The organism is Aeromicrobium stalagmiti (assembly GCF_013283745.1).
In the GTDB taxonomy this organism is placed as follows: Bacteria; Actinomycetota; Actinomycetes; order Propionibacteriales; family Nocardioidaceae; genus Aeromicrobium; species Aeromicrobium stalagmiti.
The window spans coordinates 292,457-315,356 of record NZ_JABSTZ010000001.1; the positions used below are offsets into that span (position 1 = coordinate 292,457).

A 22,900-nucleotide genomic window follows, 5' to 3' on the forward strand; every position below is an offset into this window, starting at 1 on the left:
CGCTCAGAGGCTGGGCACCGTGAGGAGCTGTCCCCCGACGTAGACGATCGGTGCGGCGAACGCGACCGCCATCGCGCCGGGGAAGCCCCACGTCGCGGCCGCGTGCGTGTGGCCCCTCGCGATCGAGCGGGCCGCGACCTGGCCGATCACCGCGAACAGTGCGGCGGCCGCGCCGACCAGCACGCCGAAGAAGACCGTCATGGACGACTCAACGGTGGCGGCGACCACTGCGCCGGTGCCGGCGCCGGCCACGACCGAGAGGCCGAGCGAGATCCAGCGGTCGATCGGCACCGCCCACGCGACCAGTCCGCCCGCGACACCGGCTGCTCCGACGGCGATGACCTCGGGCCCGTCGATGGCGTCCACGGCACCGATCCAGCCGACCGACAGCGCGGCGACGACCGCGAGCATCACGGCGTACCCCACCGACGTCACGAGGTGGGCCCTGCCGTCGGAGCGGAGCATCTGGGCGACGAGGGCGACGAACACCGCCGCGGCGGCCGCCGGGAGGACACCCGCCAGCATCCCGGTGTCGGTCGCGCCAACCACGTCGGCAGACGTGCCCGACGCCCCGGAGAGCAGGTCCGGCTCGAGCGTCACGACCGTGGCGACGACGCCGGCGACGACCACGGGGAAGAAGCGCGGGGACGGTATGGCCTCACCCGAGGCGGTCACGATGCCCGGGGCGGTGGCGACGAGCACCTGGACCAGCAGGACCGCGGCGCCGACCAGCACCGGGTCGGCGTAGGCAGCGAGCGTGATGACTCCCACGAGGACGAGGGAGAGCAGCGTGGATCCGAGTCGAGACACCCCCGCATGATGCCAGCCCGGCGGTCAGCCGCCCGCGAACGGTGGAAGGAACTCGACGTTGTCGCCGGGCCGCAGCGCGACCTGGGCCGGGTCCTTCGCGCCCACCGGGGTCTCCCCCACGAGCACCGAGCAGATCGCGATGACGTCGTCGAACCGGTCACGATCGCGGTGCCGGCGGCTGATCTCGTCGAGCAGATCGGCCAGGGTCACGGCCGAGACGGTCTCCTCGGCGATGCCTGCAGCGGCGCGCGCGGCGGCCCAGTAACGGACTGTGACGTCGTTCTCATTCACGTCACCTCGCGGCAATTGATCCGACACATGAAGTATTGTTGACCATGCAACGAGGCCACGGTGATCCACCATGGCCTTTTTGCATAACTGCACACAGTGCAAGCACGCTTGCCCCGCACGAATCGCAGCACCGGAGGTCGACACCATGTCCCACCTGCTCCTGCTCACCAAGAGCACGCAGTCCTCGGTCGAGGTGCTGCCCGCCTTGGCGCTGCTGCCTCACCACGTCAAGATCCTCCCGGCCGAGGCGAGCGCGCTGCTCGACGCCCCGCCCTGCGACGCCGTCCTGGTCGACGGCCGCCACGACCTCGCGCAGGTGCGCAGCCTGACGCGCGTCATCCGCACCACGGGCGTCGAGTGTCCGCTGATCCTCATCCTCACCGAGGGCGGCCTCGCCGTCGCCGCGTCCGACTGGGGCATGGACGACGTCATCCTCACGACCGCCGGGCCGGCCGAGCTCGAGGCCCGCCTGCGTCTCGGCATCGGACGCATCGCCGCCACCCTCGACGGCGACAACGAGAGCCACGTCATCTCCTCCAGCGGCCTCGTCGTCGACGACGCGACCTACACCGCCAAGCTCGAGAACCGCACGCTCGACCTGACGTTCAAGGAGTTCGAGCTCCTCAAGTTCCTCGCGCAGCACCCGGGCCGGGTCTTCACCCGCCAGCAGCTGCTGCAGGAGGTGTGGGGCTACGACTACTTCGGCGGCACCCGCACGGTCGACGTCCACGTGCGCCGGCTGCGGGCCAAGCTCGGCACCGACAACGAGACGCTGATCGGCACGGTCCGCAACGTCGGCTACCGCTTCGTCGCGACCAAGTCCGAGCCGGCACGCGACACCGCCGACGCGAAGTCCTGACACCATGGGCTCATGGCCCATCTGACTGCGCAGGGACTCCTCGACCTCGTCCTCGACGAAGGATCGTTCGAGTCCTGGGACCTCCCCGTCGACCGGTCGGGGCTCGACCCGGCCTACCAGCAGGAGCTCACGGCCGCCGCTGAGCGCGCCGGCACCGACGAGTCCGTCCTCACCGGACGCGGTCTCATGCGCGGACGCCCGGTCGCCGTCGTCGTCAACGAGTTCCGCTTCCTCGCCGGGTCGATCGGACGCGCCGCCGCCCTGCGCATCGTCTCGGCCGTGCGCCGCGCCACGGCGGAGGGCATCCCCGTGCTCGCCACGACCGCCTCGGGCGGCACCCGCATGCAGGAGGGCACGCCGGCGTTCGTCCACATGGTCGACATCACCCGGGCGATCATGGACCACCGGGCGGCCGGGCTGCCCTACCTCATCTACCTGCGCCACCCCACGACCGGCGGGGTCTTCGCCTCGTGGGGGTCGCTGGCCCACATCACGATCGCCGAGCCCGGCGCACTGATCGGGTTCCTCGGCCCGAAGGTCTACGAGATCATGGAGGGCAAGCCGTTCCCGCCCGGCGTCCAGACCGCCGAGAACCTCGCCGATCGCGGCATCATCGACGCCGTGGTCCTGCCGGACGAGCTGCCGCTGCTCGTCGACCGGGCGCTCGGCCTGCTCGTCGACGCGCCGACCCGCCAGACCCGAGAGCTCCGCACCTCCGAGGTGCGACGCGAGCGCTCCGCGTGGGACTCGATCCAGATCACCCGTGGGGCTCGGCGGGCCGGTGTGCGTGAGGTGCTGCGCTACGGCAGCGACGCGACCGTCCGCCTGCAGGGCACCGAGAAGGGCGAGCGCGACAGCGCGATGATCGTCGCCCTCGCCCGGCTCGACGGCCAGCCGTGCGTCGTGATCGGCCAGGACCGCACGACCCAGACCAGGTTCAAGCCCATGGGCCCGGCAGCCCTGCGCGAGGCCCGGCGCGGCATGCGGCTCGCCAACGAGCTGCGACTGCCGCTCGTCTCGTTCATCGACACCCCCGGCGCGGAGCTGTCGCCGGAGGCCGAGCAGGGGGCCATCGCCGGCGAGATCGCGCGGTGCATCAGCTGGATGTCGACGATGCGGGTGCCCACCGTCTCGGTGCTGCTGGGCCAGGGCTGTGGCGGTGGCGCGCTGGCGCTGCTGCCGGCCGACGTCGTCATCGCCGCCGAGAACGCCTGGCTGTCGCCGCTGCCGCCCGAGGGTGCGAGCGCGATCGTCCACGGCGACCTCGAGCACGCCGCCGAGATGGCGGAGGCGCAGCGCGTGGGTGCCCTCGACCTGTTCGACAACGGCACGGTGCACCACATCGTCCCTGAGCCTCCCGGCGACACCCCCGAGGCGTTCGCGCGTGCCATGGCGGCCGAGATCGGCGCGCAGCTCGTGGCGCTGAGGTCACGATGAGCCTCCTCGACCTCGCCGACCGGGCGACCACGGCCGACGGCGTCGCCCCGTTCAACGAGGCGAGCGTCTTCGCGTTGCGTGACCGGGCCCGGGCCCGCGTCCTGGTGCAGCAGTCAGACCGCGACGGCACGATCATCGCTGCGGCGTTCGCGGTCGGCGACGCGCCCGTCGAGGTCGTCGTCGACCCGCAACGACGACGCCAAGGCCTCGGCCGACGCATCGTCGACGAGCTGCTGGCTGACGGCGAGGACACCTTCTGGGCCCACGGCGACCTGCCCGGCGCGCGGGCGCTCGCCTCCTCGACGGGGCTCGAGGTCGTCCGCGAGCTGCTGGTGCTGCGCCTCACCTTCGACGGACCCCCCGCACCCGAACGGGTGCCCGCCGCGACCACGATCCGGGCCTACCGGCCCGACGACGCCGACGCGGTCGTCGCGGTCAACGGTCGGGCGTTCGCCCACCACCCCGAGCAGGGGGCCATGGACCGCGCCGACCTCGACCGCCGCATGGCGTCCAACTGGTTCGACCCGGCCGGCCTCTTCGTCGCCGAGCGGGACGGCCGGGTCATCGGCTTCCACTGGACCAAGGTCGAGGACGGCGTGGGCGAGGTCTACGTCGTCGGCATCGACCCCGACGCGCAAGGCGGCGGGCTCGGCACCGCGCTCACGGCCCGGGGCCTGCGTCACCTCCACCAGCTGGGGCTCCCCGTGGTCGACCTCTACGTCGAGGGCGACAACGCGCCCGCCCTCGCGGTCTACCGCAACCTCGGCTTCCGGGACTGGAAGAAGGACACGCTCTACGCAGCGCCGCAGGACGACGCCGCGCACGTCCACGACCACACCTGAGACACCAGCACGTCGTCGCGACGGGGTGTCTGGTTTGTCACAGCCGAGCAGGGCATGTCGACTGGTGGTTGAACGTTCACCTAGATGTGGCGCGTGCCCACCCTGTCGAGAGGAACCCCTCATGTCCACCTATGACGTCGCCCAGCGATCCGCCATCGTCACCGGCGCCGGCTCGGGCATCGGCGCATCCGTCGCCACCACGCTCGCCGCCCACGGCGCATCCGTCCTGGTGACGGACATCAACGCCGAGGCCGCGCAGTCGATCGTCGACCAGATCACCGCGAAGGGCGGAACGGCCGAGGCCTTCGCCGGCGATGTGAGCGACACCGACTGGGTCGCCGAGAGCATCGTCCGCGCCAACGCGCTGGCGCCCCTGCGCATCGCGGTCAACAACGCCGGGATCGGCGGCGAGGCCAAGCCGGTCGGCGACTACTCGCTCGAGAGCTGGCGCAAGGTCATCGAGGTCAACCTCAACGCCGTGTTCTACGGCCTGCGCGCGCAGCTGCCCGCCATCGCGGCCAACGGTGGCGGCTCGATCATCAACATGGGATCGGTGCTCGGCAGCGTCGGCATCCAGAACTCCTCCGCGTACGTCACCGCCAAGCACGGCCTCGTCGGTCTGACGAAGAACGCCGCCCTCGAGTACGGGCCGCAGAAGGTGCGCGTCAACGTTTTCGGACCCGGCTTCATCGAGACTCCCCTGCTGCTCGCCACCATGGACGTCGCGGCCCGCGAGGCGCTCGGCGCCAAGCACGCGCTGCAGCGGCTCGGCACGCCCGAGGAGGTCGCCGCGCTCGTGGCCTTCCTCTCCAGCGACGACGCGACCTTCATCACCGGCAGCTACCAGCTCGTCGACGGCGGGTACGCCGCCCAGTGACCCCACCCCGCTGATGAGAGCGTTCTCGCCCCTCGAGGAGAGGGTTTCCGCCCCTGACCGGGGCGGAAACCCTCTCGCCACGGGGCGACAACGGTCTCGTCAGGGGGCGGAAAGGGTCTCGTCAGCGGTGGGGGGTGGTGAGGCCGCGCTGGAGGGCGGTGGCGGCGCGGCGCGCTGCCTTGGGGGCCGTACGGCCGATCGCGACCATGTTGATGAAGCCGTGGATGAGGCCGTCCTCGCAGACGTGCTCGACCGGCACCCCGGCGGCACGCAGCTTGTCGGCATAGGCGTTGCCCTCGTCGAGCAGCGGGTCGAAGCCGGCCGTCACGACGTACGCCGGCGCCACCCCCGAGACGTCGCCGTGCAGGGGCGAGAGTCGCGGGTCGGAGCGGTCCTCGCCCCCGACGAGGTAGTTCTCCTCCGCGAGATCCATGAAGGCCTTGGTCAGGAAGAAGCCGTCGGCGTACGTCAGGCGGCTCGGCGCGGTCTCGAGGAAGTCGGTTGCCGGGTAGATCAGGAGCTGGAACGCCGGGGCCGGCCCGCCGGCACGCGTCGCCTGCTGGGCGACGACCGCGGCCAGGTTGCCGCCCGCGCTGTCGCCACCCACCGCGATGCGGTCGGGGTCGATGCCCAGGCCCTGGGCGTGCTCGACGACCCATGCCCACGCCGCCATCGCGTCGTCCACGGCCGCCGGGAAGGGCGCCTCCGGCGCGAGCCGGTAGTCGACCGCGACGACGCGCACCTGTGCCTCCTCCGCGAGGAACCGGCACGTGGCGTCGTGGCTCTCCAGGTCGCCGTAGATCCAGCCGCCACCGTGGAAGAACAGCAGCGCCGGCGCCTGGCCCGACAGGCCACGCGGGGTGTAGAACCGCAGGCCGAGAGGCCCGCCCGGACCGTCGATCGTGCGGTCGGTGACGGCGCCGATCGGCTGGTTGCCGCCGGCAAGGCGTGACGACGCGCGGATGATCTTGCGACCCCGGCTGATCGCGACCGTCTCGGCGGCGGGGCCCGCGAGGCGCTGGAGCCGCAGCAGCAGCTGCATCTCCGGGTCGAGGGTTCGCCCGTCGACGACGACCGGCGAACCCGCCAGACGAGCGAGGACGGGCCGCGGCAGCTGCATCAACGACCGTGCGGTGACGCCTCGTGCGGCGCCGATGAGCTGGGGTACGAGAGCCATGGGGCAACGCTAGCGCCTCGGAGCGCCGGAGCGCCTTGTTCAATCGGCGTTCACCTTGGTCTGACACTCTGGACGTGTGGACACACACGACATGGCGGTCGCCGATCTGGAGGATCCGGCCTCCCCGGACGAGTTCGACGTCGACCCGCCGTTCGACCCGGCACAGAGCGCCCTGCCCGCCGACCGGTTCCTCGACCGCGAGCTGTCGTGGATCGCGTTCAACTCCCGCGTGCTCGAGCTCGCCCAGGACGAGGACCTGCCGCTGCTGGAGCGCGTCCGCTTCGCGGCCATCTTCGCGAGCAACCTCGACGAGTTCTTCATGGTCCGCATCGCCGGCCTCAAGCGCCGCATCGCCGCCGGCGTGGCGGTGCCGTCGGCCAGCGGCCTGAATCCCCGCGGCGTCCTCAGCCGCAGCCTGGCCGCGAGCCAGGAGCTCATGGTCCGGCACGCCGAGACCTACCACGACCACCTCGTGCCCCAGCTCGCCGAGCAGGGCATCGAGCTGATCCACTGGGAGTCGCTGCGAGCGGACGAGCAGGAGCGGATCAGCTCGTTCTACCGCGATCGGGTCTTCCCGATCCTGACCCCGCTCGCGGTCGACCCGGCGCACCCGTTCCCCTACATCTCGGGCCTCTCGCTCAACCTCGCGCTGGTCATGCGCAACCCCGCCACCGGCAAGAACCACTTCGCCCGCGTCAAGGTGCCGCCGATCATCAACCGGTGGATGGAGGCCGACCCCGGACGGTTCGTCCCGCTCGAGGAGGTCATCGCGGCCCACCTCGACCTGCTGTTTCCCGGCATGGAGGTCATCGCCCACCACGCCTTCCGCGTGACCCGCAACGAGGACCTCGAGGTCGAGGAGGACGACGCCGAGAACCTGCTCAAGGCCCTCGAGAAGGAGCTGCTGCGGCGCAAGTTCGGCCCGCCCGTGCGCCTCGAGGTCGAGGAGTCGATCGATCCGGGCGTGCTCGACCTGCTCGTCTCCGAGCTGGGCGTGAAGGCCGACGAGGTCGTCCGCCTCAAGGGCCCCCTCGACCTGCGCAGCCTCAACGAGGTCGCCGACCTCGACCGTCCCGAGCTGCGCTACGAGCCGTTCATCCCGGGCACCCACCAGCACCTGGCCGAGGTCGAGACGTCGGAGCCGGCCGACCTGTTCAGCGCCCTGCGCAAGCGCGACGTCCTCGTGCACCACCCGTACGACTCGTTCGCCACCAGCGTCCAGCGCTTCATCGAGCAGGCCGCCGCCGACCCGCACGTGCTCGCGATCAAGCAGACGCTCTACCGCACGTCGGGAGACTCCCCCATCATCGACTCCTTGGTCGACGCTGCCCGCGCCGGCAAGCAGGTGCTGGTGCTGGTCGAGATCAAGGCCCGCTTCGACGAGCAGGCCAACATCCGGTGGGCCCGCAAGCTCGAGCGCGCCGGCTGCCACGTCGTCTACGGCCTCGTGGGTCTCAAGACCCACTGCAAGCTCGCGCTGGTCGTCCGCGACGAGCCCGACGGCCTGCGCCGCTACGCCCACATCGGCACCGGCAACTACAACCCCAAGACCGCGCGCCTCTACGAGGACTTCGGCCTGCTCACGGCCGACCCGGCGATCACCCACGACCTCACCGACCTGTTCAACAACCTGTCGGGCTTTGCCCAGGACTTCTCCTACCAGCGGCTCATGGTCGCTCCGGCGGGGCTCCGCGACGGCATCATCGAGCGGATCGACACCGAGATCGCGCACCACCGCGCCGGACGGCCTTCCGGCATCCGCATCAAGGTCAACTCCCTGGTCGACGAGGCCACGATCGACAAGCTCTACGAGGCCTCACGGGCCGGTGTGCAGGTCGACCTGGTCATCCGTGGCATCTGCACGTTGCGGCCCGGCGTGCCCGGCCTCAGCGACAACATCCGCGTGCACAGCATCCTGGGGCGCTTCCTCGAGCACAGCCGGATCTACTGGTTCGCCGGCGGGGGCGAGCCCGAGGCGTGGATGGGCTCGGCCGACCTGATGCACCGCAACCTCGACCGCCGCGTCGAGGTGCTGGTGCGCGTGCCGACGCCGGAGCACACCGAGGTGCTCGGCGACCTGCTCGCCCGCTCCGTCGACCCGGAGACGACCTCGTGGCACCTCGACGGCGACGGCGCCTGGACGCGTCACGTCGGGTCCTCGGACCTGCAGGCCGTCCTGATCGAACGGGCACGGTCGCGCCGCTCCCGCTGACGTGTCAGCGCGGGCAGCTGGCGAACAGCAGCGGACCCTCGCCGGCCATGTAGGCGCCGCGGTCGGGGTCGAGGTCGAACCGCAGCGTCGCGGTGCCGCCGCTCGACGTCGCCCCGACGAGGTCGAGGGAGTCCTCGATGCGGCCCGACTGGCCGATGAACGGGCCGAACGCCAGCGCGCGACGGACGCGCAGCTGCTCGGCGGCCTCGGCCGGTGAGTCGAACGCCGCGACGAAGCGGATGTCCTGCCGCGGCGACCCGTCGACCAGGCCGCGTCCGCTGAAGACCGGCGCGGCCAGCCGCCCTGCGCGGGCCACGGCTGCCGCGGCCTGAGCCGCGACGTCGGGGTCGGAGTCGCCGACCGCGGTCGAGCGACAGCCCTCCTGCCGCGCCTGCAGCAGCGCGGTGTCGGAGCCGGCCAGGGCGGTCGCCAGCTCGGCCACCGGGCGCCTCGAGAGCAACGATGCCCGCTCGTGACGGACGGTCGCGAGCACGGTGGGCGCGTACGCCTCCTCGCTCACCGCGACGACGAGCTGCTCGTCAGGCAGGACGGCCAGCGTGCCCAGCGCAGCCGCGAGCCCCTGGCCCACGGTCCGCCGCCCCTCGTCTCCCAGCACCCAGGTCTCGCCGCTGCGGGCGTAGCCGATCGAGCGGAGCCGCTTCTGGACGTCGTCGAAGGACACCGAGCCGGTGAGGCGGGCGACGAGAGCGGCTCCCCCGGCCGCCTGCCCGTACGACTCCCACTCGACGTCGGCGGCCGACCATCCGTAGAGCGAGTGCATCTCGTCGATCGAGGCACCCAGCACCGAACGGGTCGTGAGGTCGCGCAGCGAGGCGTCGTCGCTCAGCGCCGCCCTGGCGCGGGCCGTGGACGCATCGCCCAGGCCGAGGCCTGCACGGATCGCCGACCAGTCGGTGAAGCCTGCCACGACCGTCCCGGTCGGCAGCGCGTCGAGAGCCGAGGCGAGCGGCGGACGCGGGTCGGCGGCCACCCGATCGGCGACCCATCCGCCGGCCGCGAGCGCCACGGCGATGACCACGACCGGGGCGAGGACGGCACGGACACCGAGGCTGCGCAGCACGTCGTCCACACCTCCTTCACCTGTCGGCCACTTCCTCAGGGGACAATACGCACCATGGCAAGTGAACGGATCACGACCGCAGCGGGTGGCATCGTGTGGCGCAACCGGCCCGGACCCACCCGGCCGGAGCCGCGCGTCGAGATGCTGGTCGTCCACCGTCCCTCGTACGACGACTGGACCTTCCCCAAGGGCAAGACCGATCCGGGCGAGGCCCTGCAGACGACCGCCGTCCGCGAGATCGCCGAGGAGGCAGGTGTCCGCGTACGCCTCGGGCACCCGCTGCAGGAGCTGTCCTACCCGATCAGCGGCGGCACCAAGTCGGTCACCTACTGGTGCGCCCGGGCGACCGGACCTGACGAGGCCACGCCGTTCGTGCCCAACAAGGAGGTCGACGAGGTGCGCTGGGTCGGCGTGCGCGAGGCCCGCAAGCTCCTGACGTACGAGCACGACGTCGAGCTGCTCGAGACGTTCCGCGACCTGCGCGAGAACCAGGCCCACCGGACCCGCACGCTCATCGTGCTGCGGCACGGCAAGGCCGTCCCCCGGTCGAGCGACCTCGACGACCTGGACCGGCCGCTCACGGCCTCCGGCACCGGCCGCGCCCAGGCCCTCGTCCCCGTGCTCGACGCCTACGGGATCCGCCGGGTCGTCAGCAGCCCCGCCGTGCGCTGCGCCCAGACCGTCGAGCCGTACGCGCAGTCGATCAGCACGTTTCTCGAGATCGACGACCGCATCTCCGAGCAGACCCGTGCGGCCCAGGTGCAGCGGTCGATCACCTCGCTGCTCGACCGCAAGAAGCCGGTCGTCCTGAGCACCCACCGGCCCACCCTGCCGTGGGTCTTCGACGCGCTGGGCGTCGACGTCGTCGACCTTGCACCGGGCGAGGGAGTCGTCGTGCACCACCGCAAGGGTGTGGCGCTCGCCACAGAACCCCTGATCTGACGGCGATTCGTTCCCACCGTTACGGCACCGTTCACCCGCTGTTCACCGTCGGTCGGAAAGCGATACACCTGGGCTCCCTACGTTCACGGAGTACGCATCATCAGATCCCAGAGAGGGACCCCCGTGAACCGCAAAAACCTGCGCATCGCCGCCCCCGCGGCCATGCTTGCACTCGCCCTCGGCCTCAGCGCCTGCGGTGCCGCGAACGAGTCCGACGGAGGCAGCGACGCGCCGTCCGGCGACAGCGTCTCCGGCACGCTGAACGGCGCTGGCGCCACCTCCCAGGAAGCGGCCATCGCCGCCTGGAAGAAGGAGTTCCAGACCGCGAACCCCGACGCGACGGTCAACTACGACCCGGTCGGCTCGGGCGGCGGCCGTGAGCAGTTCATCGCCGGAGGCGTCGCCTTCGCCGGCACCGACTCCTACCTCGAGGACGAGGAAGTCACCGCGGCCGCCGAGAAGTGCGGCAGCGACATCGTCGAGGTCCCCGTCTACGTCAGCCCCATCGCCGTGATCTTCAAGCTGGACGGCGTCGACGAGCTGAGCCTCTCGCCGAAGACGATCGGCCAGATCTTCGAGGGCAAGATCACCCAGTGGGACGACGCCGCGATCAAGGCCGACAACCCGGACGCGACCCTGCCGGACACGGACATCACCGCCGTGCACCGCTCGGACGACTCGGGCACCACGAAGAACTTCACCAACTACCTCGAGGCTGCCTCCGAGGGTGGTTGGACCGGCGGCACCGTCGAGACGTGGCCCATCAAGGGCGGCGAGGCTGCTGAAGGCACCTCTGGCGTCGTCGCTGCCGTGACCGGCGGAAACGGCACCATCGGCTACGCCGACGAGAGCCAGGCCGGCGAGCTCGGCAAGGCGAAGGTCAAGGTCGGTGAGGACTACATCGAGCCCACCCCCGAGGCCGCTGCCAAGACGCTCGACACCGCCACGCCGGTCTCGGGCCGCGCCGAGACCGACATCGCCGTCGACATCGACCGCAAGACGTCGGAGGCTGGCGTCTACCCGATCGTCCTGGTGTCCTACCAGGTCGCCTGCCAGACGCAGAAGGACGCCGCGACGGCCGATCTCGTCAAGGGCTGGATGACCTACATCGCGAGCACCGAGGGACAGGCTGCCGCCGCCAGTGGCGCCGGCTCCGCCCCCCTCTCGGGCGACTTCGCCACCAAGGTCCAGGCCGCGATCGAGACCATCGCCGCTGCCTGATCCACCCGCTGCCGCCCGGTCCTTCACAGGGCCGGGCGGCAGCACCCGGTACTCCCCCCTCCACTCCTGAAAGGCACCGCCTGTGACCAGCACGCTGGCCCCCCGTCGCAAGCGCGGCACCGTCGTCCGCGCCGGTGACCGCATCTTCTCGGGGCTGTCGACCAGTGCGGGAATCCTGATCCTGCTCGTCCTCGCAGGCGTCGCCGCGTTCCTCACGATCGAGGGCGTCCCCGGCATCCTCGCCAACCCCGACGAGGTCAAGAGCGGCCAGAGCTTCTGGCCCTACGTGTGGCCCCTCGTCTACGGCACCCTGATCGCCGCGACCGTCGCCCTCATCATCGCGACCCCGGTCGCCGTCGGCGTCGCCCTGTTCATCTCGCACTACTCGCCGCGCAAGCTCGGCCAGATCCTCGGCTACCTCGTCGACCTGCTCGCCGCGGTCCCCAGCGTCGTCTACGGCCTCTGGGGCATCCAGTTCCTCGCGCCGAACATGGTGCCGGTCTACACGTGGCTCGAGGACAACCTCGGCTTCGTCCCGTTCTTCGCCGGTCCGGCGTCGGCCACCGGCCGCACCATCATGACCGCCTGCATCGTGCTCGCCGTCATGATCCTGCCGATCATGACCGCGATCTGCCGCGAGATCTTCCTGCAGACGCCCCGCCTCCACGAGGAGGCCGCCCTGGCGCTCGGCGCCACGCGCTGGGAGATGGCCCGGCTCGCGATCTTCCCGTACGCCCGCTCCGGCATCGTGTCCGCCGCGATGCTCGGCCTCGGCCGCGCCCTCGGCGAGACCCTCGCCGTCGCGATGGTGCTGTCGGTGACCGCCGGCACCGTGACCGCCAACCTCATCAGCAGCACCAACCCGAGCACGATCGCCGCCAACATCGCGCTGAGCTTCGGCGAGGCGAGCGGCAAGACCGTCAACGTCCTCATCGCCAGCGGCCTGGTGCTGTTCGTGATCACCTTCCTCGTCAACTTCGCCGCCCGGTCCGTCGTGGACCGCCGCAAGGAATTCTCCGGAGCCAACTGATGACGACCACGCTCTCCCCCCAGACCCCCGGGTCCGGTCCGCTCGACGTCCAGCAGGAGCTCTACGGAGCCCAGCTGCCGTCGTGGGGCTCCAAGGCCGTCGTCGGCCTCGCCCTGGTGGTCGGTGCCGCGCTCTACCTGACCGGCACCAACCTCGTGCTGGCCGCCCTCGCCGTCTGGGTCGTCAGCCTGGGCCTACCCGTCTGGTCGGTCGTCGTCGAGGGACGCCGCAAAGCCACCGACCGCCTGGTCACGGTGCTGGTCACCTCGGCCTTCGCGCTCGCGATGTTCCCACTGGTGAGCATCCTCTACACCGTCATCAGCAAGGGCACCAAGGTCCTGTCGGCCGAGTTCTTCACCTACTCGATGCGCAACGTGGTCGGCGAGGGCGGCGGCATCTACCAGGCCCTCGTCGGCACGCTGCTCATCACCGGCGCCGCGGCCGTCATCTCGATCCCGATCGGCATCTTCGCCGCGATCTACCTCGTCGAGTACGCCGACGGCAACCGGCTCTCGCGCTGGATCCGCTTCCTCGTCGACGTCATGACCGGCATCCCGTCGATCGTCGCCGGACTCTTCGCCTACGCCCTGTTCGTGGTGTTCTTCGGCGAGGGCGTCCGCATGGGCATCGGCGGCTCGGTCGCGCTGTCCGTGCTCATGATCCCGGTGCTCGTCCGCTCCACCGAGGAGATGTTGAAGCTGGTGCCCAACGAGCTGCGCGAGGCGTCGTACGCCCTCGGCGTGCCGAAGTGGCGCACCGTCGCCAAGGTCGTCCTGCCGACGGCCCTGGCCGGCATCGTCACGGGCATCACGCTCGCGATCGCCCGTGTGATCGGCGAGACGGCTCCCCTGCTGATCATCGCCGGAGCCACCGACTCGGTGAACTTCAACCTGTTCGACGGACGCATGGCGACCCTGCCGGTGTTCGCCTACCAGTCGATCCGCAGCCCCGGCATCCCGCCGGAGTTCAGCATTGACCGCGCTTGGGGCGCGGCACTTACCCTGCTGTTGATCGTCATGCTCCTCAACCTCATCGCCCGTCTCGTCTCCTACTTCTTCTCGCCCAAGGGCGAGCGTTAAACCGGAAGGTTCCACCATGGCCAAGAGCATCGACGTCTCGGACCTGAACATCTACTACGGCGACTTCCTCGCCGTCGAGGACGTCACCATCCCCATCGCGGCGAAGTCCGTCACCGCGTTCATCGGCCCCTCGGGCTGCGGCAAGTCGACCTTCCTGCGGTCGCTCAACCGCATGCACGAGGTCATCCGCGGCGCGCGCGTCGAGGGCAAGGTCCTCATCGACGGCCAGGACCTCTACGGCGCCGACATGGACCCGGTGAACGTCCGCCGCATGATCGGCATGGTCTTCCAGCGCCCCAACCCGTTCCCGACGATGTCCATCTACGACAACGTCCTCGCGGGCCAGAAGCTCAACAGCAAGCGCATGAAGAAGTCCGAGTCCGACGACATCGTGGAGCGGTCGCTGCGCAGCGCCGGCCTCTGGGCCGAGGTCAAGGACCGCCTCGACCGTCCCGGCTCGGGCCTGTCCGGTGGTCAGCAGCAGCGCCTGTGCATCGCGCGGGCCATCTCGGTCGAGCCCGAGATCCTGCTGATGGACGAGCCCTGCTCGGCGCTCGACCCGATCTCGACCAGCGTCATCGAGGACCTGATCCACGAGCTGAAGAGCCAGTACACGATCGTCATCGTCACCCACAACATGCAGCAGGCGGCGCGCGTCTCCGACGAGACCGCGTTCTTCAACCTGTCGGGTGTCGGCAAGCCCGGCCGCCTCATCGAGGTGGGCCGCACCGAGACGATCTTCTCCAACCCCACCGACCCCGCCACCGAGGCCTACATCCAGGGCCGGTTCGGATAACCCCTCCTCCTGATGCCTAGGAGAACCCCGCAAACCACCACCTCACCTCGGTCACGACCGAGGTGAGGTGTTCGTTTCCCAGGAGAACCTGGGAGACAGCCGGGGGGGTCAGTTGCCGGGGATGAGCACGCGCAGGATCAGGTACGTCACGGCGCCGACCGCGGCGGCGGCGGGGATCGTGACGATCCACGCCGTGATGATGCCGCGAGCGACGCCCCAGCGCACGGCACTGAACCGCTTCGTCGCCCCGGCACCCATGACCGCGGACGTCATGGTGTGGGTCGTCGAGACCGGGGCGTGCAGGCCGATCGCCATGCCGTACAGCACGACGGCGGCGGTGGACTCGGCCGCGAACCCGCGCGGCGGGTCGAGCGCGATGATGCGCCGGCCCATCGTCCGCATGATCCGCATGCCGCCCGACAACGTGCCGAGCGAGATCGCACCCGCGGCCGCGAAGACGACCCAGTAGGGGATCTCGCGCTCACCGGCGGACGGACCGTAGCCGCCGGCGACGAGGGCCAGCACGATGACGCCCATCGTCTTCTGCGCGTCCTGCAGACCGTGGCCGAGCGACAGGGCCGCCGCCGACACCGTCTGCGAGAGCCGGAAGCCCCGGTTGACGGTGTGCGGATTGGCGCGGCGGAACAGCCACATGATCGACAGCATGACCAGGAAAGCCCCGCCGAAGCCCAGCGCCGGGCTCATGACCATCGGGATGACGACCTTGTCGACGACCTTGTCCCAGTCGACCGTCACGCCCGCCGCCAGGCCGACCCCGATGAGGCCGCCGATCAGGGCGTGCGACGACGACGACGGGATGCCGAAGTACCACGTGATGAGGTTCCAGGTGATGGCGCCGACGAGCGCGCTCATGACGACGGTCAGGGCGTGCTGGGAGGTCATGTCGTCGAAGCCGACGAGGATCTCCTTGATCGTCTTGGCCACGCCGACGCCCAGCAGGGCACCGACGAAGTTGAGGATCGCGGCCATCGTCAGGGCGATCCGCGGCGTGAGCGCCCGCGTCGAGACCGAGGTCGCGATCGCGTTGGCGGCGTCGTGGAAGCCGTTGGTGTAGTCGAAGAACAGGGCGATGGCGACCGTGGCGATCACCAGAGCGAGGACGAGGTCCACTACTCAGGACTCCTTGACGGCGATCTGCTCCACCGTGTTCGCAACGGACTCGAGGGCGTCGATGGCGTGCTCGAGCGAGTCGACGACGTCCTTGAGCTTCATGACCTCGAGCGACTTGTAGGCGCCGCTGAACAGGTGCGCGACGATGCGGCGGTAGGAGCGGTCGCCCTGGTTCTCGAGGCGGTTGATCTCGATCCAGTACTCGTCGAGGTCCTTCATGGTGCGCAGGCGGGGCATGGCCTCGGCGGTCAGCTGGGTCGCGCGCTGCAGCACCTCGACCTGCGGGGCGAAGTCGGCCGGCAGGTCGCCGAGCTCGTAGAGCCCGACGAGGTCGACGGTCTCCTCCATGAAGTCCATGACGTCGTCGAGGCTGCTCGCGAGGCGGTAGATGTCCTCGCGGTCGAACGGGGTGATGAACGTGGAGTTGGCCCGCTTGACGATCGCGTGGGTCGTCTCGTCGGCCTGGTGCTCGGCTTCTCTCATCTGCTCACCGAGGGCCTTCTTGTCGGTGCTGGAATCGAGCATCTGCGCCAGCAGATTGGCCCCTTCGACGAGGTGGTTCGCCATCTCGGTGAACAGTTCGTAGAAGGATGTCTCAACTGGTCGGATGCGAAAACGCACGACTAGCTCCTGTCAATGCTGAGTAGGGCAAGCCCATGCTAGAGGCAGGCTGTTCACGCATGTCAATCGCGGGTGTCACCCACAGGTCAACTGGCGTTCGCTATGCCCAGGATCTCGTCGACCTCGCGCTGCGACAGGTGGCCGTCCTTGGCGGAGGCCGCGATGATCAGACGACTGGTGAGCTCGATCTCGTCGAGCGCCTCGTCGTCGCGCAGGCGACTGTCCAACGGCTCCGGCATACGGGGGGCTCCAGCGTCCTTCAGGTTCAGCATGTGTGTCGTCGTCCTGTCTGGGCCGGTGTCGAGGACCCGGTCCCCCAGGATCGTTCTCCCTGACGCCGAGGCTATCTGGTCGGTCCGCACGGCGCAGCCATATCGGTCGACTCGGGGTCAGTCGCTGCGGGCCCGCCGCACCCCGTCGGCGAGGGCCATCACGAGCGCGAACGCGACGAAGGCGATCGTCACGTGCAGGCTGTATGACAGCGCGTCGGCGTAGTCGCCGTCGGTCGACCTGACGCGTTCGAAGAACAGGGCGAGGACGATCGCGACCCCGATCGCGGAGCCCACCCGCTGTGCCGTCTGGAGAAGTCCGCCGCCCGCCCCCGCGCGCGCCGGGTCGACCTCGTCGAGCGACAGGGTGATGTTGGGCGAGATCACGAGCCCGCCGCCGAGGCCGGCGAGCAGCAGCAGCGGCGCGAGCCTGAGGCCGACCTGTCCGTCGAGGTGCGGGACGACGAGGTCGACCGCAACGAGCGCTGTGGTGATCATCACCAGGCCCGTGACCACCAGGGCCCGACCGAAGCGCTCGACGAGCCGGCCGCCGATCCACGCCGAGGTGGCGGACCCGATCGCGAAGGGCAGCTGCGAGAAGCCCGCCTCGAGCGCGGAGTAGCCCAGCCCCTGCTGCAGGTAGAGGGTCAGGATGATGAAGATCGAGGTGAACCCGGCGAAGTAGGCCGTGCCGACGCCGAGCCCGAGCATGAACGACCTGACCTTCACGAGCGACAGGTCGAGCAGGGTCTCGCTGCCGCGGGCCGCCCACCGGCGCTCCCACGCGACGAACACCGCGAGCAGCACGACCGAGATGCCCATGAGCCACCAGGGCCGCTGCGACAGCGACGAGTCCTGACCGCCCTGCACCAGGGGCAGCAGGACGAACAGCATCGCCGCGCCGAACAGCACGACGCCGACGGGGTCGAGCGACTGCTTCGGCCCGTGCTCCGCCCTGGGCAGGTAGCGAGCGGCGAGGAACATCAGCGCGATGCCGATCGGCACGTTGACGTAGAAGACGAGCCGCCATCCCGACTCGGCGCCACCGACGTGGACGAGCAGGCCGCCCAGCAGCGGCCCGATGGCGGTCGAGACCCCGATGGTGGTGCCGAACAGCCCGAACGCCCGGCCCCGCTCGGGCCCCTTGAACAGGTTCTGGATGAAGCCCGAGACCTGGGGCGTGATGAGGCCACCGCCGATGCCCTGCAGCACCCGGGCGGCCGCGAGCATCAGCGGGGTCTGCGCCGCCCCGCAGAGTGCGCTCGACAGCGTGAAGAGGCCGACGCCCCAGATGAAGACCGTGCGACGGCTGCGAGCGTCGCCGAGGCGGCCCGCCGGCACGAGCACGATGCCGAAGGCGAGCGCATAGCCCGCGACGACCCACTGGATCGTGCTGTTGCCGGCGTCGAGGCCCTCGCGGATCGAGGGCAGCGCCACGTTCACGATGCTCACGTCGAGCAGCGTCATCGCGCCGGCCACGAGGCAGACCGCGAGCGCGTGCCACCGCCGGGAGCGCTCGTCCGCCGTCAGGTCAGGGGTCTGCACGTCGGTCACTCCCCCACGCTAGAGCGGGGGCCATGACTGCGCGCGCCGATGCCGGCGGATGTGGCAAGGTCATAGGTGCAGACGGACGACACAGGGGGCGTCGATGACGACACACAGTGCGATCGACCGCGACGAGGCGCTCGAGCAGTACGCCGTGCTGAGCGAGCCCGCGGGCCGCGACCTGCAAGGTCTGGTCGACCTCGTCGCCCAGGTCTGCGCCGTCCCCACCGCGGCGATCAACATCATCACCCGCGACCAGCAGCACCAGATCGCGACCGCTGGCTTCGACCCGTCGGTCTGCTCGCGCGACGACTCCATGTGTGCCCTGGTCATGACCGAACGAGCACCGGTCGTGGTGCCCGATGCCAGCCTCGACCCCCGGTTCTCCTCCAACGCGTTCGTCACCGGAGACATCGGCAGCGTGCGCTTCTACGCGTCCGCCCCGCTCATGACCCCCGACGGCACGACGCTCGGCCGCCTCTGCGTCTTCGACGACGTCGCCCGCACCCTGACACCCGAGCAGGAGCAGGGCCTCATGACGCTCGCGGCCCAGGTCATGGACGTCCTCGAGCTGCGCCTGCGCACCCGCGAGCTCGAGAGGTCGCTCGCCGAGCTTGCCATGCTGCGCGACGAGCTGCGCCGGTCCAACCGGCACCTCACGCTCTTCGCCGGGCAGGTCAGCCACGACCTGCGCAGCCCGCTGACCGCGATCCTCGCGACAGCCGAGCTGCTGGCGACCGAGCCTGTCGTCGAGACCGACACCGACCTGCTGTCGATGGTCTCGGCCGTCAACAGTGCCGGCCAGCGGATGAACCGCATGATCGAGGAGATGCTCGACTACGCCCTGCAGGGCGGGCAGCTCCAGCTCGCCGACACTGCCGTCGAGCACGTCGTGAGCCTCGTGCTGGCCGACCTGGCGCCCCTCGTCACCCAGAAGGGCGCCACCGTCCGGGTGCTCGACCTCCCGACCGTCACGGCGGACGCCGACATGCTCTACTCCGTTGTGCTCAACCTGCTCACCAACGCGTTGAAGTTCGTCCGGCCCGACGTCCCGCCCGAGATCGAGGTCTCCGCGACACGCGGTCCGGACCGGTGGCGCGTCACCGTGAGCGACAACGGGGTCGGCATCCCGGCCGACCGGCGGCAAGCCGTGTTCAGCCTGTTCGAGCGCGAGGAGTCGACCGTCGGCGGCCATGGCATCGGCCTGGCGACGACCCGCAGGCTCATCGAGGCGCACGGTGGCTCGGTCGGCGCCGACAGCTCCCCCAGCGGTGGCGCCGCTGTGTGGTTCGAGCTGCCTGACTGACCCTCCGGGTCAGGAAAACCATCACTGAACGCTCGCACCTCGGTGTGAGCGCAGGGAAAAACACGCCTTCAAACAAACCGTTCCGAAATGTGGCAATCGCGGGGAACTGGTGTGGAACGTCCGTGGATCCGACCTCCGTAGCGTCGTAGACATCACCTCACAGACACCCTCACCGCACAGGAGCACCACCACCATGAACGCCAAGAAGAAGATCCTTCTCCCCCTCGCCACTCTCCTCGGCGCCGGCGCCATCGCGATCGGATCGGGTGCCACCTTCACCTCGACCACCGCGAACACGATCAGCTCGGTCACCTCCGGCACGCTGAACCACACGAACTCCAAGAGCGACAAGGCGATCCTCAGCCTCACCGACATCAAGCCCGGCGACACCGTCAACGGCGCGCTGACCATCACCAACACCGGCTCGCTCGCCGCCGACTTCAGCCTCACCGAGACCAGCTCGACCAACGGCTTCTCGGACAACTACCTGACGCTGACGATCACCAACAACACGACCGGCGCCTCGGTCTACAGCGGCACCTTCGGTGGCCTCGTCGACGGAGCGAAGACCGCCCTCGGCTCGGTCGCGCCCGGCGTCGCCAACAACTTCACCTTCAGCGTCCACCTCGCGGACGAGGCCCCCAACAGCCAGCAGGGCAAGACGGCCACGGCCGCCTACCAGTGGGACTCGGTCCAGCAGGCCGCCACCACCACCAACCAGTAGCACCGAGGCCGAGGGGCGCCCCCATCCAGGGGGTGGGCGCCCCTCGGCCCTCTGCCATCTCCACGCACTTCCCCCACCACCACGTCAGGAGCAACCATGAGCGCCAGTCATCTGCGACCCAGCCGCCGAATCTCGGGGCGTCTGGGAGCTGCCGTGGTCAACGGACTCCTGCTGATCGCCACGCTCGCCGGCGTCGCCTACCTCGCGCCGAGCCTGTTCGGCTACGAGCGCTACGTCATCACCGGCGGCTCGATGTCCGGGACGTTCGAGAAGGGCTCGATCGCGTTCGAGAAGCCCGTCCCGGTCGAGGACCTGTCGGTCGGCGACGTCATCACCTACCAGCCCCCCGCCGACAGCGGCGTGACGACGCTCGTCACCCACCGCATCGTGTCGATGAAGCTGCTCCCCACCGGCGCCACCCAGTTCCAGACCCAGGGCGACGCCAACCCCGACCGCGACCCGTGGAAGTTCCAGCTCGTCAGCGGCGACCAGCCCGTCGTCCACCACACCGTCCCGTATGCCGGCTGGATCTTCGTCGGCCTGGCCGACCGCGAGATCCGGATGCTCGTCATCGGTGTGCCCGCCGGACTGATCGCGCTGCTCAGCGTGGTCGAGCTCGGTCGGGCCCTGCGACCGAACCGGCGCGACGACGAGCCCCAGGCACCGAGCCCGACGTCGACGCCCAGCAGCACCGTGCTTCCCGAGCCCACCCTCGTCGGGGCCCGATGAACCGGTCGACAGCTGTGGATCTCTTGTCGATGTCTCGTGGAGATCGTGTCGATCGCTTCTTCGTAGCGTTGTCCTCATGAACCAGCAGCCCCGCCACCGCCAGGAAGCAGCTCGCAGCACCCGCGTGCCGCGCGCCCTCGCCCTGGTCACGCTGCTGGCCGTCACGGCGTTCTCGCTGACGGGCTTCTCCTCGGCGTCGTTCACCTCGATGAGCGCCAACACCGGCACGGTCAGCGCAGCGTCCGACTGGACGCCGCCGACCGTGACGATGCAGAGCCCCGGCACCTCGGTGCGGGGCACCCAGACACTCACCGCGACCGCCACAGACGGCGAGTCCGGTGTGCAGAGCGTTGCCATCCAGCACCAGGCCGCGGAGGGAGCGGGCTGGACGACGGTGTGCACCGACACCACGACACCTTTCACGTGCTCGTGGGACACCACGGCCGTGGCCGACGGCGCGTACGACCTGCGCGCCGTCGCCACGGATCGTGCCGGCTACTCGACCACCTCGGACACGACGCGGACGATCGTCGCCAACAAGTTCACGGTCGTCCTCACCGATCCGGGAGACGTCGTCAAGGGCAACGTCACCCTCACCACCACGATCTACAACGCCGGGCTCACGATCTCCGGCTCCTCCGTCCAGTACGCCGTCGCCGGCTCGGGCAACTGGAAGACCGCCTGCACCAACGTCCTCTCCTCCAGCTGCACCTGGAGCACGACGGGGCTCGCGAGCGGCTACTACGACCTGCGATCCGTCGCGACCGTGCTCCTCGGCGGCACCTACTACTCGGCCGTCAAGACCGACGTGCTCGTCGACAACACCGCACCGACCGTGACCATGACCGATCCGGGCACCCCGCTCAACGGCACGCGGACGTTCGCCGCGACGGCGAGCGACGCCGACTCCGGTGTCGCCCAGGTCGTCCTGCAGTACGCCACGAGCGGCTCCACGACGTTCAAGACTCTCTGCACCGTGACCGACGCGCCGTACAGCTGCCGCTTCGACACCACGACGCTGGCCAACGGCACCTACACGTTCCGCGCCGTCGCCACCGACGTCGCCGGCACCAGCACGACGTCCACGACCGTGACCAACCGCGTCGTCGACAACTCCGCGTCGTCCGTCTCGGTCGAGGACCCGGGCACGTACCTCACCGGCACGGTCACCGTCGCCGCCACGGCCAACGCGCCGTCCGGGATCACCTCGGTGCGCATCCAACGCTCCCCCGCCGGCACGAGCACGTGGACCGACCTCTGCACCGACACCTCGTCGCCCTACTCCTGCTCGTGGGACACCAAGACGGTCGCCGACGGCAGCTACGACCTGCGGGCCCTGCTCCTCGACGGCGCCGGCAAGACCACGGCATCCGCGGTCGTCTCGGGACGGCTCGTCGACAACAGCGTGGTGCGCGGCGTCGACGTCCAGACCTCCAACGGCGGTGGCACGGCCGGCAAGGTCGACAACGGCGACAAGCTCACCCTCACCTACAGCGAGCAGCTGAGTGCCGGCACGGTGCTGGCGGGCTGGGACGGCAGCGCGACCGCCGTCTCGTTCCGCCTCCGCGACGGCAACTCGCTCGGGCTCGGCAGCTCCGGTGACACCGTCGACGTCCTCAAGGGCAGCACCGCGGTCAACCTGGGCGCGGTCGTCCTCAACAAGGACTTCGTCAAGACCAACAAGACGGCGACGTTCGCAGCGACGATGACCGCCTCGACCACCACGGTCGCCGGCGTCACCCGCACGGTGGTCACGATCCAGCTCGGGGCGCTCGCGTCGGGCAGCGGCCTCAAGACCGTCAGCTCCGCCGGAACCATGAAGTGGACGCCCTCGGCCTCTGCAACCGACCTGTCAGGCAACAAGTGCTCGACGGCACCGGCCACCGAGACCGGCACGGCCGACCGGGACTTCTGATCCGGG

The 22,900-nt window shown here is 70.1% G+C and carries 22 protein-coding genes; 14 read left to right on the forward strand and 8 right to left on the reverse strand.

Annotated elements, in window-relative coordinates:
• Positions 1-3: 3 nt before the first annotated feature.
• Both HQK15_RS01420 and HQK15_RS01425 read right to left on the reverse strand, forming a co-directional pair.
• On the reverse strand, positions 4-810 hold the full coding sequence (locus HQK15_RS01420; RefSeq protein ID WP_173489653.1) for a hypothetical protein: 807 nt from the start codon (positions 808-810) through the stop codon (positions 4-6).
• A 24-nt stretch (positions 811-834) separates the two neighbouring features.
• Positions 835-1,101, reverse strand: coding sequence for a MoaD/ThiS family protein (locus HQK15_RS01425; protein WP_367649021.1), 267 nt, complete (start codon positions 1,099-1,101; stop codon positions 835-837).
• A 145-nt stretch (positions 1,102-1,246) separates the two neighbouring features.
• On the opposite strand from HQK15_RS01425, the gene HQK15_RS01430 reads away from it, so the two are divergent.
• The 4 genes from HQK15_RS01430 to HQK15_RS01445 all read left to right on the forward strand — a co-directional run bounded on the left by HQK15_RS01430 (position 1,247) and on the right by HQK15_RS01445 (position 5,116).
• The gene (locus tag HQK15_RS01430; protein ID WP_173489654.1) at positions 1,247-1,960 is read left to right on the forward strand and encodes a winged helix-turn-helix transcriptional regulator; all 714 of its coding nucleotides are present in this window, start codon (positions 1,247-1,249) and stop codon (positions 1,958-1,960) included.
• A 12-nt stretch (positions 1,961-1,972) separates the two neighbouring features.
• Complete coding sequence (locus HQK15_RS01435) at positions 1,973-3,397, forward strand: carboxyl transferase domain-containing protein (RefSeq protein WP_173489655.1); 1,425 nt, start codon at positions 1,973-1,975, stop codon at positions 3,395-3,397.
• Entirely contained in the window at positions 3,394-4,239 is an 846-nt protein-coding gene (gene mshD, locus HQK15_RS01440) for a mycothiol synthase (RefSeq protein WP_173489656.1), read from the forward strand. Before HQK15_RS01435 ends, mshD begins: the two co-directional genes overlap by 4 nt.
• A gap of 121 nt (positions 4,240-4,360) precedes the next feature.
• Complete coding sequence (locus HQK15_RS01445) at positions 4,361-5,116, forward strand: SDR family NAD(P)-dependent oxidoreductase (RefSeq protein WP_173489657.1); 756 nt, start codon at positions 4,361-4,363, stop codon at positions 5,114-5,116.
• 121 nt (positions 5,117-5,237) lie between these two features.
• Here the strand turns inward: HQK15_RS01445 and HQK15_RS01450 are convergent, their stop codons facing one another.
• Positions 5,238-6,293 (reverse strand): alpha/beta hydrolase, encoded by a 1,056-nt coding sequence (locus tag HQK15_RS01450; protein ID WP_173489658.1) that lies wholly within the window; start codon positions 6,291-6,293, stop codon positions 5,238-5,240.
• Positions 6,294-6,384: 91 nt separating this feature from the next.
• On the opposite strand from HQK15_RS01450, the gene HQK15_RS01455 reads away from it, so the two are divergent.
• A complete protein-coding gene (locus tag HQK15_RS01455; RefSeq protein ID WP_173491036.1) occupies positions 6,385-8,505 on the forward strand; it encodes an RNA degradosome polyphosphate kinase in 2,121 nt (706 codons plus the stop codon).
• Positions 8,506-8,509: 4 nt separating this feature from the next.
• Here the strand turns inward: HQK15_RS01455 and HQK15_RS01460 are convergent, their stop codons facing one another.
• Positions 8,510-9,595, reverse strand: coding sequence for a hypothetical protein (locus HQK15_RS01460; RefSeq protein ID WP_173489659.1), 1,086 nt, complete (start codon positions 9,593-9,595; stop codon positions 8,510-8,512).
• Between the two features lie 45 nt (positions 9,596-9,640).
• Here HQK15_RS01460 and HQK15_RS01465 point away from each other — a divergent pair, with 45 nt between their 5' ends.
• The 5 genes from HQK15_RS01465 to pstB all read left to right on the forward strand — a co-directional run bounded on the left by HQK15_RS01465 (position 9,641) and on the right by pstB (position 14,654).
• Positions 9,641-10,528, forward strand: a complete 888-nt coding sequence (locus HQK15_RS01465; protein WP_173489660.1) for an NUDIX hydrolase — start codon at positions 9,641-9,643, stop codon at positions 10,526-10,528.
• A gap of 123 nt (positions 10,529-10,651) precedes the next feature.
• A complete protein-coding gene (pstS, locus tag HQK15_RS01470) occupies positions 10,652-11,749 on the forward strand; it encodes a phosphate ABC transporter substrate-binding protein PstS (protein WP_367649022.1) in 1,098 nt (365 codons plus the stop codon).
• An 82-nt stretch (positions 11,750-11,831) separates the two neighbouring features.
• A complete protein-coding gene (pstC, locus tag HQK15_RS01475; RefSeq protein ID WP_173489661.1) occupies positions 11,832-12,779 on the forward strand; it encodes a phosphate ABC transporter permease subunit PstC in 948 nt (315 codons plus the stop codon).
• Positions 12,779-13,858 (forward strand): phosphate ABC transporter permease PstA, encoded by a 1,080-nt coding sequence (gene pstA / locus HQK15_RS01480; protein WP_173489662.1) that lies wholly within the window; start codon positions 12,779-12,781, stop codon positions 13,856-13,858. The genes pstC and pstA overlap by 1 nt, the downstream gene beginning before the upstream one ends.
• 16 nt (positions 13,859-13,874) lie before the next feature.
• Entirely contained in the window at positions 13,875-14,654 is a 780-nt protein-coding gene (gene pstB, locus HQK15_RS01485; protein ID WP_173489663.1) for a phosphate ABC transporter ATP-binding protein PstB, read from the forward strand.
• 108 nt (positions 14,655-14,762) lie between these two features.
• Here pstB and HQK15_RS01490 read toward each other — a convergent pair whose 3' ends face one another.
• The 4 genes from HQK15_RS01490 to HQK15_RS01505 form a co-directional block, all read right to left on the reverse strand.
• Positions 14,763-15,785, reverse strand: a complete 1,023-nt coding sequence (locus HQK15_RS01490) for an inorganic phosphate transporter (protein WP_173489664.1) — start codon at positions 15,783-15,785, stop codon at positions 14,763-14,765.
• Positions 15,786-15,788: 3 nt separating this feature from the next.
• On the reverse strand, positions 15,789-16,406 hold the full coding sequence (locus tag HQK15_RS01495; protein WP_173489665.1) for a DUF47 domain-containing protein: 618 nt from the start codon (positions 16,404-16,406) through the stop codon (positions 15,789-15,791).
• Between the two features lie 86 nt (positions 16,407-16,492).
• Positions 16,493-16,678 (reverse strand): hypothetical protein, encoded by a 186-nt coding sequence (locus HQK15_RS01500; RefSeq protein ID WP_173489402.1) that lies wholly within the window; start codon positions 16,676-16,678, stop codon positions 16,493-16,495.
• A gap of 117 nt (positions 16,679-16,795) precedes the next feature.
• A complete protein-coding gene (locus tag HQK15_RS01505) occupies positions 16,796-18,229 on the reverse strand; it encodes an MFS transporter (protein ID WP_217361315.1) in 1,434 nt (477 codons plus the stop codon).
• A gap of 94 nt (positions 18,230-18,323) precedes the next feature.
• On the opposite strand from HQK15_RS01505, the gene HQK15_RS01510 reads away from it, so the two are divergent.
• The 4 genes from HQK15_RS01510 to HQK15_RS01525 all read left to right on the forward strand — a co-directional run bounded on the left by HQK15_RS01510 (position 18,324) and on the right by HQK15_RS01525 (position 22,894).
• On the forward strand, positions 18,324-19,526 hold the full coding sequence (locus HQK15_RS01510) for a GAF domain-containing sensor histidine kinase (RefSeq protein ID WP_173489666.1): 1,203 nt from the start codon (positions 18,324-18,326) through the stop codon (positions 19,524-19,526).
• A gap of 193 nt (positions 19,527-19,719) precedes the next feature.
• On the forward strand, positions 19,720-20,250 hold the full coding sequence (locus HQK15_RS01515) for a TasA family protein (protein WP_173489667.1): 531 nt from the start codon (positions 19,720-19,722) through the stop codon (positions 20,248-20,250).
• Between the two features lie 96 nt (positions 20,251-20,346).
• The gene (locus tag HQK15_RS01520) at positions 20,347-20,979 is read left to right on the forward strand and encodes a signal peptidase I (protein ID WP_173489668.1); all 633 of its coding nucleotides are present in this window, start codon (positions 20,347-20,349) and stop codon (positions 20,977-20,979) included.
• 76 nt (positions 20,980-21,055) lie between these two features.
• Positions 21,056-22,894 (forward strand): Ig-like domain-containing protein, encoded by a 1,839-nt coding sequence (locus HQK15_RS01525; protein WP_173489669.1) that lies wholly within the window; start codon positions 21,056-21,058, stop codon positions 22,892-22,894.
• Positions 22,895-22,900 lie beyond the last annotated feature (6 nt).